Here is a 12,665-nt window from a genome sequence, read left to right on the forward strand (position 1 = left end):
ATAGGTTTATATAGTTAATATAATAATTTAATACGGTTATAAAATCGACACGAAAAAATGTCGATAAATGTCGATTAATATTGTAATATAAAACATATAAGTATAATATACAGATGAGGTGGATTTATTGTCTTTTATTAAAAATAGTAAAATTGGAACGAAATTAAATGTGTTAGTCATTATATCGAGTTTGGCGTGCATCATGTTATCTTCTCTGGGGTTTCTAGGGCTTCAAAAAGGTGAAAATACATCTTCTAGTATGTATGACGAAAGGCTATTACCAATTGAATGGATAGGAACTGTAGAATCAAATTTTTACCATGTGAATATGAATTTTATGGAGATTATGATATCGAAAGATGAAAAAAGAATGAAAGAACTAATAACAGAAATGGATAAGACTAGGAAAGAAAATGATGAGTTATTAAAACAATTTGAAACTAGAATTAGTTCTCATAAAGAAAAGGGCTTGTATAATGCATTTCAAAGTCAATTCAAAGATTTAAGAATACAAATGAAGAAAGCACAGGACTTGGGACTGACTAATAATGAAGAAGCGTATAGCTATTATTTAAAAGAAATTGAGCCTAATATGGGAAAAACAATTCAGTCTATCCGTGAACTTATTTTATATAATAATACCGCGGCTGAACAACTACAAAAAGAGAATATCAATAGTGTGAAAAATACGATAATAACATTTGTAATTATTTCATTTGTTGGAATCATAATAATTATTTTTATTGGTTTTATAATAAAAAATGTTATAAAAAAACCAATTGTATTATTACAAAAAGATATGGAACGAGTATCTGCTGGAGATTTAACAATTCGAACTTCTTATAAATCCGAGAACGAATTAGGCCATATTGTACAATCCTTTAATAGTATGTTAGATAACTTGCAACAATTAGTCGGTCAGGTGAAGGTTACAGCGAAAGAAGTGATTATTTCAACTGAAAATATGTTACAAGAGACAAAAACGGCAGCACATATATCAAACGAGGTTGTTCGAACTACTTCTGAAATAAATAAAGAAATAGAGGGACAAGTGACTAGTATTCAAGAAAGTTCAACTTCGATGGAAGAAATTGCAACTGGAGTTCAAACAGTAGCTGAATCTTCAGCGATGGTTGCTGAAGTTGCTGTTACAACAATAGACCAAGCAAATTCTGGTAGTGAAGTTATAAAACAATCTATTCGTCAAATGAATAGTGTGAATGAAGTTGTTGAAGAAACTTCTAAGGTCATTGATAGACTTGTTACGCGGACACAACAAATTGAAGAAGCGCTAGATGTTATTACTAATATTGCAGAACAAACGAATTTACTGGCCTTAAATGCTGCAATTGAGGCAGCACGCGCCGGAGAAAATGGAAAAGGATTTGCAGTAGTTGCAGCTGAAGTAAGAGGTCTGGCTGAGAAATCTAAAACATCTGTAAATGATATAAATAATTTAATACGTTTTATACATCAAGATACACAGGATACAGTTCATGTAATGAAAAAAGGTCAACAACAGGCTAGTGGTGGTAAAGAAGCAGCATATAAGGCAGAACTCGCATTTTCATCTATTATGCAAGATATTAATAGAATAACGTCCCAAATTCAAGAAGTATCTGCTGCCACAGAAGAAATGTCTGCTGGGACAGAAGAAGTGAATGCCTCTTTATCAATAGTTTCTGAAACTGCAACACAAGTCGCACAAGAAACGAATCGAACGGTACAATCAATTCAAGCACAAGCCACATTGATTCAAGAAATAACGACGAAATCTAATGAAATGAAAAAGAAAGTCGAAAATTTAGAAATGCTAATTTCGCAATTCATTATTGAAGAATAAGTTTGTTAACATTTATCAGTAGTATAAACTTTAAGATACTCAATATAGTGCTGCGTTGCACAATTTGAAAAAGGACCTTTATAGGTTCTTTTTTTGTAAATGGTGTGAATGCTATGTTTAATTATAGTGAAAAACAGAAATGTATTATATAATAATCATTTAAATTTGTACCTATAAATTTTATATGTAATAATGAATTTGATTTATTCTAATAAAATGGAGGTATATACTATGAAGTTTCCACATGATTTTTTATTCGGAGCTGCTTCAGCTTCTTATCAAGTAGAAGGTGCATGGAATGAGGATGGAAAAGGTGTTACGAATTGGGATGAGTTTTCAAAAATTCCTGGCAAAACATACAATGGAACAAATGGTGATGTAGCGGTTGATCATTATCATCAATATAAGGAAGATGTTCGTTTAATGGCTGAGATGGGATTGGAATCGTATCGTTTTTCGATTTCTTGGGCGAGAATATTGCCGAATGGAGATGGAGAGGTAAATGAAAAAGGCATTAAATTTTATAACAATTTAATTGATGAATGTTTAAAGTACGGGATTGTACCGTTTGTCACTTTATATCATTGGGATCTACCATTACCGTTAGAAAAGGATGGTGGGTGGACGAATAAACGAACAGCAGATGCTTTTGTAAAGTATGCCGAAATTTGCTTTAAAGCATTTGGTGATAGAGTGAAACATTGGATTACTTTTAATGAAACAGTAATGTTTTGTGGATTAGGCTATTTAAAAGGTGCACATCCACCAGGAATAAAAAATGATGTTCCAAAGTATTTTCAAGCGACTCATTATGTATTTTATGCACATGCGAAAACAATTGCGGTGTACAAGCAGCTGAAACAATATGGGGAGATTGGGATTACACATGTTTTCTTACCTGCTTATAGTGTGGATGATGAAAAAGAAAATATACTATCAGCAAATCATGCGAATGAATATGAAACGTATTGGTATTATGATCCAGTTTTAAAAGGTGAGTATCCACCTTATGTTGTTCAACAATTAAAGGAAAAAGGGTGGACTCCTAATTGGACGGTTGAAGAATTAGAAATCATTAAACAAAATGCCGAAAAGAATGATTTTATTGGCTTGAATTATTATCAACCAATACGAGTAGAAAGATACGATATGGATATAAAGAGCGATGAGCATTCTCGAGAAAACTCAACACTTGCTCCAGGTAATCCTTCTTTTGATGGTTTTTATCGCACAGTAAAAATGGATGATAAAACATATACAAAATGGGGATGGGAAATATCTCCCGAAGGTTTCTTAGATGGATTGCATATGTTGAAAGGGCGTTACGGTGACATAAAGATGTATGTAACGGAAAATGGACTTGGTGATGAAGATCCAATCATTGAAGGAGAAGTTGTAGATGTTCCGAGAATTAAATTTATTGAAGAGCATTTAAAAGTAATAAAGCGTGCAATTGAAGAGGGAATCAATTTAAAAGGTTATTATGCATGGTCAGTGATTGATTTATTAAGTTGGTTAAATGGGTATAAAAAGCAATATGGCTTTATTTTTGTCGATCATAATGATAACTTAAAACGTAAGAAAAAACTTTCGTTTCATTGGTATAAACATGTTATCGAAACGAGAGGAGAAGAGTTATAATAGATAAAAGAGTATTTTAGGAGAAAGTGTATGAGTGCAAAGTATAAACAGATTGCAGATGTGTTAGAGCAAAACATTCGAGATGGGCTTTTTAATGAAACGAAAAAACTACCTACAGAAGAAGCTTTGATGAATCGGTTTGAAGTAAGCCGTAATACGATACGTAAAGTAATTAGTCAGCTTGTAAATAGAGGTTATATTTTTCAAGTGCAAGGTAGTGGTATGTTTTTACGTGAAACTTCTGTAACAGATTACATTAATTTAGGAAGTTTACGTGGATTAACGAAAAATCTCGTTTCGCAAAATATTGAAACGAAAGTGTTAGAGCTTGAAGTAATAGATGCGGACGAAGATATAGCAAAGCGGATGCAATGCGAAGCTGGAACTAGGATATATTTTTTGAAGCGTTTAAGAATTGTAGATGGTAAACCATTCTCTATTGAAGTAAGTTATTTCAAAAAGGATATTATTCCATATTTGAATAAAGAAATAGCATTAAGCTCTGTATACAGTTATTTCATTGAAGATTTACGATTAAATATTGGCTTTGCCGATAAAGTTATTAGTTGTGAAAAAGTAAATAAAGAAAACGCGCAGCTGTTAGAATTAAATGAAGGTGATCCGGCGCTTCTTATTGAAAATACAGTGTGTCTTGTAAACGGGACAATTTTCGAGTTATCTCAATCGATGTTTCATTATGAAAAGACTAAACTTTTAAATCGAATTAATTTCAAATAAAAATAGAAAATAATTTATCGTGTGAAAAGCAACTGAGTCCAAAGTGATCAGTTGTTTTTTATTTTCAAAGTGGATGAGCAAAAAAACACAAAAGTGGTTGGTCCGTTTTTTGTAAACATCTATTATGATAAGAGAAGAAAGGTAGTATTTTATTAAAGTTTTAAAGAGGAAGTTCTTTATTAAAATAGATTGTCTTTAGAGAGGTGAAAATACAATGATTTTTGCAATTTCACTAGTGGTTATTATTGTAATTGGATCCCTGTTTGGGACCGTGTTAGTTGCACGAAATGTGGAGGATAATTACGGCAAGTCTACAAAGAGAAATGTGAAAAACTTATCAACTATTTATATTCTTCTTCTTTTCGTACTACTTGTTGGGGTAACGTGGTATGCGGTAGTGATTTAATAGTTTTGAAAGAAAAAAGTTAATATTGTATATGATGGAGGAGTATGATTTTGATAAAAAATGAACGCCACGTTTTAATTGTTTTTCCGCATCCAGATGATGAGTCATATTGCGTGGCAGGTACAATTTTAGCTTATGCGCAGCGAAATGTTCCTCTTACTTATGTTTGCTTAACGTTAGGTGAAATGGGGAGAACGATGGGGAATCCTCCTTTTGCAACACGTGAATCATTAAATGTTATAAGAGAGACGGAACTAAAGAGGGCTACAAATGTTTTAGGGATTAAAGATTTACGTATGATGGGATATCGTGATAAAACTCTTGAATTTGAAACTCCCGGAGAGTTAAGACGTGTAATACAAAAATGTGTAGAAGAAGTGAATCCTTCGTTAGTTATTTCTTTTTATCCGGGATATGCGGTTCATCCAGATCATGATGCAACAGGAGAAGCGGTAGCAGAGGCGTTAGCTAATATTCCGGAATATAAAAGGCCAACATTTTATGCGGTAGCTTTTTCGAACAATCATGAAGCGGAAATAGGTCCTCCGCATTTTAAAAATGAAGTGAAAGAATATGTTCCCAAAAAATTAGAGGTATTGCAAGCACATGCATCACAATTTGCGACGAAAGTAACGGAACTAAAAAGAGAGTATGAAGAAGGTGTACCGGAAACAGTAGAGTGGTTAGAAAAGGAACCATTTTGGATATATTCATTCAAAGATAAGAGTAAGTGATGTTATAGCTGAAGGTGATGAATATGTATTTTGAATATAAGAATCGGAAAATTTCTTACAATATAGAAGGATCGGGCCCTGTTATATTGTTATTACACGGTCTTGGTGGGAACGCAAACAATTGGCTATATCAAAGGCAATATTTCAAAGAGAATTGGACGGTGATTTCTCTTGATTTACCGGGGCATGGGAAATCTGAAGGGCTGGAAATTCTTTTTAAAGAATATGCAAATGTTTTGTATGAGTTATGCAGTTATTTAAAGCTACAAAAAGTAGTTATGTGTGGCCTTTCAAAAGGAGCTAGAGTCGGTATCGATTTTGCTATTCAATATCCAGGCTTTGTTTCTAGTTTAATTGTTGTAAATGCATTTCCCTATTTGGAGCCTGAAGACCGAAAAGAACGAATTGAAGTATATGATTTACTTAGCTTACACGATAATGGAAAAACATGGGCGGATACATTATTGAAGGCGATGGGAGTAGCAGATAATGAAGTAATTGTTAGGGGATTTTATCAATCTTTACAGTCTATTAATTCGGTGCATATTCAAAGATTATTTGCTGAATTAGTAGATTATGATTAAAGACCGTTTCTTTCAAATATTTCATGTCCTACTTTAATTATAAGAGGGGAAAATGATGATTTCGTTCCCGAGAAATATGTAAGAGAGTTTGAAAGACGTTTGAAAAATACAACTTTTATTGAGTTTAAAAATAGTGGACACTTACCTTATTTAGAACAGCCGACTAGCTTTAATATGACGGTAGAAAGATTTTTAAATCATGTAATTAATTAATACTATTATTAAAGTTAATACTGTTATTAGGGAATCAAGGATAGTTCGTTTTGAGAGGAGGCAACAAGGTGGAATGGAAACCAAATCGTGCAGATAAGACGCCTGTATATAAACAAATAGCGGATTATATGGAAAGGGGTATTTCTTCAGGTGAGTTTCCTTCTGACAGCAAGTTACCTTCTGAGCGTACGTTAGCGAAAGAATTACAGGTGAACCGGAGTACAATAGTAGCTGCGTATGAAGAATTAAAATCACTTGGAGTAGTAGAACGGCAAAAGGGAAGCGGAACAAGGGTCAATACAGATATATGGGGTGTCTCACATAAACGAATACCGAACTGGGGTAGGTACGTGGAGGATGGATCGTTCTTACCTAACGTACCACTCGTTCAACAAATTAGAACGGAAACACAAAAAGACGACTTAATTAATTTAGCGAGTGGTGAATTGTCACCAGAATTGATTCCGAGCGATAGATTCCGAACGATTTTGTCGGAGAAAACATTTATGGAAAACCTCGGTTATGACCATCCGCTTGGAAATGAAATGTTGAGAAAAACAATTGCAGCACATGTTCAGCAATATAAACAAATTGAAGCAGATTCGAATTCTATCCTTATTACATCTGGCGCACAACAGGCACTTAACCTTATCGTGCAATGCTTATTAAAACCAGGAGACGCGATTGCAATTGAAGATCCGTCGTATTGTTTTTCATTGCCGATGTTTAAATCTGCTGGCCTAAAAATATTCCATCTACCTGTTGATCAGCATGGAATGAATCCAGATGACTTAATTGATTTGCATAAAAAGCATCGTATTCGTATGGTATTTTTGAATCCAGATTATCAAAATCCAACGGGAACTGTGTTGTCATTAGCAAGGCGTAAAAAGGTTTTAGAGCTGTCTTCTGAATTTGGTATACCGATTGTAGAAGATGATCCGTATAGTTTAACTTCATTTAATGGAGAAGTGAATCCTACATTAAAATCAATGGATCAAAACGGGAATGTTCTTTATATAAGTTCATTATCAAAAATTGTTGCATCAGGATTACGTATTGGCTGGGTAATTGGCCCTACGCGTGTAATAGAACGTTTAGCGGATGCAAAACAGCAAGTTGATTTTGGCCATAGTGTATTTACGCAGTGGGTGGCAAATCAATTTTTAGAATCAGAAGATTTTCATGCACATATTACAATGCTTCGTGAGCAATTGAAAGACAGAAGAGATGTGTTAATTAGAAAGCTTGAAGAAATATTAGGGGACCAGGTTGAATTTTTTGTTCCAGAGGGTGGAATACATTTATGGTGCAAAGTGCAAGGAACATTTGATGAATATCATTTATTAGGCGAATCTATACGAAATGGTGTAGCGTTTGTCCCGGGAAGTGTTTTAGGTACTAAAAATGAATATATTCGTTTTACTTTTGGGAGAGTAGATGTCGAACAAATTCAACTGGGAATCACGAGGTTTGCGGAAACATTAAACGAGATTTCATAATAGTGATGCATATTGAAATGAGGGAAAGAAATGAAGTACGTGACGCTTTTACTTCAAGTAGGCGTGCTATATGTATTTAGCTTAGTTGGTACGTGGATTCAGGAAGTATTCCATTTATCAATGCCAGGAAGTTTAATAGGGATGTTAATGCTGTTTTTACTCCTTGCTACTCGTATTTTACCATTAAAGTGGTTTGAGGAAGGTGCGGAAAAGTTAATTATATTTTTACCGTTATTTCTAATTCCTTCGACAACAGGGCTGATGGAATATGGGTCTTTTCTTTTCAGTAAGGGGAGTGTTATATTCCTTTTAGTAGTTGCAAGCACAATAGTAACATTGATTGTTTCAGGGTATATAAGTCAATTATTAGTAGCATCAAAAAAATAAAATCGACAAGGTGCAAGATGCAAATGGTCTTAATTATTATTACTGTAGTAATGTATGTATTGGCGACAAAGTTATATAAAAAAATTCCGTTTCCATTTACGTTACCGGTGTTAACAGTTACAGCAAGTATGATTTGCTTATTTCTGATTTTGGGTATTTCTCATCATGAGTATAGAGAAAATGGGGGAGACATTCTTTCCGGCTTATTGAGTCCTGCAATTGTAGCGTTAGCGATACCTTTATTTAAAGAGCGAAATATACTTATGAAAAATTTTTTGTCGATACTTATCGGCGTAGCGGTAGGTATAGTGGCTTTAACGAGTATGAATGTAGTGATAGGCGGAATGTTAAATATAGATAAGGAACTCATATTAACAACACTGCCGCAATTAGCGACGATGCCTATCGCCATTTCATTAGCGGATCAAATTGGTGGTATTCCATCTATGACTTCTAGTTTTGTAGTTGTTGCAGGAATAACAGGTGCTATTATCGGACCAACAGTACTTAAGTTTTTCCGTATAACAAGTACGATTGGAAAAGGAGTGGGGATGGGCTGCGCATCACATATTATTGGTGTGAGCCGTCTCGTGAAGGAAGGCGAGAAAGAGGCGACGATCGGTTCAGTGACGATGATTGTAACCGGAATACTCATTAGTATATTTATACCTTATGGAACGAAATTTATATTTTAAAATATAATGGAGATGATGAAAATGACAACATGGTTTATAGTTACATTATTTATTTTTGGCGCTCTTAAAGTACTAGTTTCTAGTATGCCAACTTCTGTTGTAGAATCAATTATTAGTAGATTTGAATTGCATCAAAAACTTGAAGAAGAGACTACCTCTATATCGATAGATGGAAAAAATATAGAGGGAGAAATGAAACTACAAGTTATTCATGAATTTAATGAGGCTTTATTTTTAGATAAACACTATTTCCCACCGCACGGGGAAGGAACACCAATCGTTATTAATACGAAGAAAGGGAATAAAGAGATTAGATTTTCTCTGTATAGCCATGAGGAACATGTTGATGTAATCAAGCAATATAAGAAGAAAATCGTTGCCTATCGTTTACGTTCAAAAAGTCTTCAAACTCTGGCACCATTAGTAGTAACTGAAGAGTATGCTTAAGGAGAGACCGTTTTTACAACGGTCTCTTTATTATAGGTAGGATGTATATAATTATTTAACTGTTTATTCGTATCTTAGCCCGTTTGAAAGTTCTTCAATAGCTTTCCAATCGTCAACAACAATCTGTTTATTATTTTTATGAATTATATTGTTAGCTATTAATTTTTCGATAACTCGATTAAGATGACGGGTAGTTGTCCCGATTAATGAGGCAATTTCATGATGATCTTTCGTATGGATTTCTCGTCCAAATAAATTAGATGGGTTTCGAGCTGTACATAAATAACTAGCAAAGCGTGTCTCCACAGAAGCTAGTAAATTGATACGTGAAGCCGTTGTGCAGGTTTGTAGTTTATAAGTGACGTGATGAATTAGTTCTTGAAGAAAGACTACATCATGTAATAAGTAACTTGTTACATAATTTTTATCAATAAAAAGAAAATCAGTCTGCTGTTCGGAGGTTACATGAGATTGTATGTCTACTGATTGAATTAATTCAATATCTCCCATGATAGAAACTGCAGAACAAAATCGTAGTAATAATGCTTTACCTGTAATTACACTTGAAGTTATTTTTGTACGACCTGACATTTGAATGTATAGGCCGTCAATAGCCTCGCCTTCTTGTAATACAGTTTCTTTTGCTGCATATCTGTGAATCTCAAATGGATGATTGAATTGTTGGAACAGTTTTTTTATGTATTCATTGTTTAGGTAATTTAGTAATAAAATATTATCTGCAATCTTTTGCATAATGTTTCTCCTTTTGGGACATCTGTCCTGTCTATTATAAAATAATTCATTTACATTAAAAAGAAAGGAGTGATGTATATGAAATTTATTTTTGATATCGATGGTACTATTTGTTTTAAAGGGAACGCAGTAACTAGACAGATCATTCAAGCGCTAGACGTTTGTTATAGTAAAGGACATGAGATTATATTTGCATCTGCTAGACCGATTAGAGATTTATTACCTGTTCTACCAACTCATATGCATCATTATTCAATGATTGGTGGGAATGGTGCCTTTGTCGCAAAGGATGGAGAAATTGTTGAAGTTATACGTTTTGACATTGAAGCAGTAAGTGCTATGCGTTCAATTATAGAAAAGTATAGTCTTTCATATTTGGTAGATAGTCAGTGGAATTATGCTTATACAGGAAGCGAGAATCACCCTATCTACAAAAACATAGACCCTAATCAATTGGCTATTAATATAAATATTGATGAAATTGATGAAGTAGTAAAGGTGGTTTTATTTCCTGATAATATAAAAAAAGAATTAATCATAAATGCGTTGGAAGAACTTCCTATAAGAATATATGAGCACGCAAAAGAGGGGATTATTGATATAAGTCCGCCACATATTGATAAATGGGAAGGTTTAAAACGATTAGGTATAAAAGAGGGAGAATTTGTAGTATTTGGTAATGATTCAAACGATTTATCAATGTTTATACATGCTAAGGAAAGTATATGTGTTGGGAGTCATGAAGTATTAATGAATCATGCTTCCACATGTTTAAAGATTAATGAACAAACTATTAGTAATAAAATTATGGAGTTAGCAGAGTCATATGCATAATAATGTGTATGTGAAAAAAGGGTACTAAAAGGATTGTTAGCCTTTTAGCGCCCTTTTTTATTAATAATTGACTGATAGAACTTCCATATGAAAAATAAAAATAACATATATCCAAACAAAGAGTAACTATGACGCCAATTCGCACTATGTACAAACAACCCTAATCTTTCAGCAACCTGTTCAAAAATACTAGCACAAATACCTATTGAAACAATAAATAAAATTCTAGAAACTGCAGATAATGTTTTTGAAATTTGTATGAAAAGCGTTGTTAAAATCGGTAGTACAAACAAAGTAAAGCCAATGTTAACTAAAAATATGGATGAGAATGGTCTAACGGGAAAGGAATAGATTTGGTTCGCAACAAAGAAAGCATCTAAGCAAGTTCCGATAATAGAAGAGAGTAAGATTGTAACTGCTAATGCTAGAAAATCACTCTTCTTCTCGAAGGAGGACGTTTTTCTTTGCAAGAATTGCCAACTCAATTGTTTCGAGTGTTTTACAGTAGTCTTCTGTAATTTGTCCATTTATATTTTCCTCCTTATCTACTAAGTAATTTACAACTTGCCAGTCCGTAAACCAATCTTCATTGTCAACTTCTTCATGCTTCATATCTCGCCATGCATAGATGAGTGCAGGACTGTATATACGATAAGCGCCACTACGCAACTGGCATTTCTTTATTCGACGCTTATAAAACTCACGGGAAAAAGATTCATTGACACTTGAAAATAAATGAGGCCAGTAATCTTTCCTTGATCCTGTATGCGGATGGTGCTGGGCCCAGCTTATTATTTGAGATAAAACATGTGTGTCTCGAAATAATAATGAATACAACCTTTTTCCAATTAAGATTCGTTCGTGTAAGGAAGTGAAATGTTTCATTGTATCACCAAATAGTAATACTTTGTGTTTCTTATCATTTTCGTAGAATGGGAAAAGAATATGATTAAATTGAAAGAAATCAAAGAGTTTAAATCCAATACTATTAAGTACAGTCTTTTTAAATTGTATATTTTGAATCACTCTTTTTTCTAAGTAGTTTTGCTCATTAATAATAGTTGCAATGGCTAATGTTTTTTTGTTACCTGTTTTCCAAAAATCGTTCCACATTGTTTCCATAAATGTAGAAACATTTAGGTGAGGGAGAAGGTGAAATAGCTTTTTTGCTCTTTTCACACTTTGTTCATAAAGCAGAAATTGAGGATATACATCTTGGAAAATAAGCCAATTCCCTCTTTCTAAAAAAGAAAAAAATGTGATTTGATCTTTCTCTGATAAAATTTTCGTATATAAATCGCCCTTTAAATCAGTCATATTCCAACCGCCGTTACGTGATACCATATGCCCAAGTAGTGCCCAATGTATTTCTGGATATTGAGTGTAAAATTGGTAGTATGCGCGTGTTCTTGTCACATTATTTTTATTTAGCTGTTCTGTTTGTATTTTTATGTTGTTGATGATGAGTTGCTCTTCTTTCGTTAATTTATACATCGTGCCAGAATGTATGAGTTTGCTTTTTTGTTTTAATTCATTTTTTACATCAAATAGGGAGAGAGGCAGTACTTTGGAAGGTCCGTTATATGTATAATTTGAATCGCTTCGGTACATTCCGTTACCTCCATTTTTCATAAATTTAAACATGATTATTGGCTATGAATCATTCTATTTATTTTATTACGAGTATAAGAAATAAATGAGCGGTGTTTTTTACAAGGGTTTAGTTATTATGCAAAAAGTATAAAAAATCTTACTGTTGTGAGGTGAAATAAAAAACAGAAACTATTTTTAATAGTTTCTGTTTTTTATTTTGTCAATTAAATGTAACAAACGACAATTATGATTTAAATCAATTGAAAATAATTCAATAAATTTTATAAATACAATT

General features: G+C 33.2%; 13 protein-coding genes and 1 pseudogene. 11 read left to right on the forward strand and 3 right to left on the reverse strand.

The window, feature by feature from the left end; translation table 11 throughout:
• Positions 1-127 precede the first annotated feature (127 nt).
• The 10 genes and pseudogenes from ABH961_RS13710 (at position 128) to ABH961_RS13755 (ending at position 9,190) form a co-directional block, all read left to right on the forward strand.
• The gene (locus ABH961_RS13710) at positions 128-1,843 is read left to right on the forward strand and encodes a methyl-accepting chemotaxis protein (RefSeq protein ID WP_098079101.1); all 1,716 of its coding nucleotides are present in this window, start codon (positions 128-130) and stop codon (positions 1,841-1,843) included.
• Positions 1,844-2,074: 231 nt separating this feature from the next.
• Positions 2,075-3,484, forward strand: coding sequence for a glycoside hydrolase family 1 protein (locus tag ABH961_RS13715; protein WP_098079123.1), 1,410 nt, complete (start codon positions 2,075-2,077; stop codon positions 3,482-3,484).
• A 30-nt stretch (positions 3,485-3,514) separates the two neighbouring features.
• Positions 3,515-4,222 carry a GntR family transcriptional regulator gene (locus ABH961_RS13720; RefSeq protein WP_046956514.1) on the forward strand — a complete coding sequence of 236 codons (708 nt, stop codon included), beginning with the start codon at positions 3,515-3,517 and terminating at the stop codon, positions 4,220-4,222.
• A gap of 214 nt (positions 4,223-4,436) precedes the next feature.
• Positions 4,437-4,628, forward strand: a complete 192-nt coding sequence (locus ABH961_RS13725) for a hypothetical protein (protein ID WP_048545921.1) — start codon at positions 4,437-4,439, stop codon at positions 4,626-4,628.
• 53 nt (positions 4,629-4,681) lie between these two features.
• Positions 4,682-5,362, forward strand: coding sequence for a bacillithiol biosynthesis deacetylase BshB2 (gene bshB2 / locus ABH961_RS13730; protein WP_048546463.1), 681 nt, complete (start codon positions 4,682-4,684; stop codon positions 5,360-5,362).
• Positions 5,363-5,385: 23 nt separating this feature from the next.
• Positions 5,386-6,159 (forward strand): annotated as a pseudogene (locus tag ABH961_RS13735) (alpha/beta fold hydrolase).
• Between the two features lie 68 nt (positions 6,160-6,227).
• Positions 6,228-7,661: a MocR-like pyridoxine biosynthesis transcription factor PdxR gene (gene pdxR / locus ABH961_RS13740; protein WP_048545917.1), complete on the forward strand. Its 1,434-nt coding sequence runs from the start codon at positions 6,228-6,230 to the stop codon at positions 7,659-7,661.
• 30 nt (positions 7,662-7,691) lie between these two features.
• A complete protein-coding gene (locus ABH961_RS13745) occupies positions 7,692-8,048 on the forward strand; it encodes a CidA/LrgA family holin-like protein (protein ID WP_000878487.1) in 357 nt (118 codons plus the stop codon).
• A gap of 23 nt (positions 8,049-8,071) precedes the next feature.
• A complete protein-coding gene (locus ABH961_RS13750) occupies positions 8,072-8,743 on the forward strand; it encodes an LrgB family protein (protein WP_048545914.1) in 672 nt (223 codons plus the stop codon).
• Between the two features lie 21 nt (positions 8,744-8,764).
• Entirely contained in the window at positions 8,765-9,190 is a 426-nt protein-coding gene (locus ABH961_RS13755) for a YfmQ family protein (protein ID WP_048545912.1), read from the forward strand.
• A gap of 63 nt (positions 9,191-9,253) precedes the next feature.
• On the opposite strand, the gene ABH961_RS13760 is transcribed toward ABH961_RS13755, so the two are convergent.
• The gene (locus tag ABH961_RS13760) at positions 9,254-9,943 is read right to left on the reverse strand and encodes a Crp/Fnr family transcriptional regulator (RefSeq protein WP_048545911.1); all 690 of its coding nucleotides are present in this window, start codon (positions 9,941-9,943) and stop codon (positions 9,254-9,256) included.
• A gap of 78 nt (positions 9,944-10,021) precedes the next feature.
• Between ABH961_RS13760 and ABH961_RS13765 the strand changes: the two genes are divergently transcribed.
• The gene (locus ABH961_RS13765; protein ID WP_404519514.1) at positions 10,022-10,777 is read left to right on the forward strand and encodes an HAD-IIB family hydrolase; all 756 of its coding nucleotides are present in this window, start codon (positions 10,022-10,024) and stop codon (positions 10,775-10,777) included.
• A gap of 44 nt (positions 10,778-10,821) precedes the next feature.
• Here ABH961_RS13765 and ABH961_RS13770 read toward each other — a convergent pair whose 3' ends face one another.
• Together ABH961_RS13770 and ABH961_RS13775 are read right to left on the reverse strand one after the other, a co-directional pair.
• Positions 10,822-11,247: a CBO0543 family protein gene (locus tag ABH961_RS13770; RefSeq protein ID WP_141520024.1), complete on the reverse strand. Its 426-nt coding sequence runs from the start codon at positions 11,245-11,247 to the stop codon at positions 10,822-10,824.
• On the reverse strand, positions 11,210-12,388 hold the full coding sequence (locus ABH961_RS13775; RefSeq protein ID WP_098048821.1) for a DUF2515 domain-containing protein: 1,179 nt from the start codon (positions 12,386-12,388) through the stop codon (positions 11,210-11,212). The genes ABH961_RS13770 and ABH961_RS13775 overlap by 38 nt, the downstream gene beginning before the upstream one ends.
• Positions 12,389-12,665 lie beyond the last annotated feature (277 nt).

The organism is Bacillus sp. RC251 (assembly GCF_044908765.1).
GTDB lineage: Bacteria > Bacillota > Bacilli > Bacillales > Bacillaceae_G > Bacillus_A > Bacillus_A wiedmannii.

Coding starts and splice junctions, on each gene's coding strand:
- ABH961_RS13715 (WP_098079123.1), top strand. CDS start 2,075: ATGAAGTTTCCACATGATTTTTTATTCGGAGCTGCTTCAGCTTCTTAT.
- ABH961_RS13720 (WP_046956514.1), top strand. CDS start 3,515: ATGAGTGCAAAGTATAAACAGATTGCAGATGTGTTAGAGCAAAACATT.
- ABH961_RS13725 (WP_048545921.1), top strand. CDS start 4,437: ATGATTTTTGCAATTTCACTAGTGGTTATTATTGTAATTGGATCCCTG.
- ABH961_RS13745 (WP_000878487.1), top strand. CDS start 7,692: ATGAAGTACGTGACGCTTTTACTTCAAGTAGGCGTGCTATATGTATTT.
- ABH961_RS13750 (WP_048545914.1), top strand. CDS start 8,072: ATGGTCTTAATTATTATTACTGTAGTAATGTATGTATTGGCGACAAAG.
- ABH961_RS13755 (WP_048545912.1), top strand. CDS start 8,765: ATGACAACATGGTTTATAGTTACATTATTTATTTTTGGCGCTCTTAAA.
- ABH961_RS13760 (WP_048545911.1), bottom strand. CDS start 9,943: ATGCAAAAGATTGCAGATAATATTTTATTACTAAATTACCTAAACAAT.
- ABH961_RS13765 (WP_404519514.1), top strand. CDS start 10,022: ATGAAATTTATTTTTGATATCGATGGTACTATTTGTTTTAAAGGGAAC.
- ABH961_RS13775 (WP_098048821.1), bottom strand. CDS start 12,388: ATGTACCGAAGCGATTCAAATTATACATATAACGGACCTTCCAAAGTA.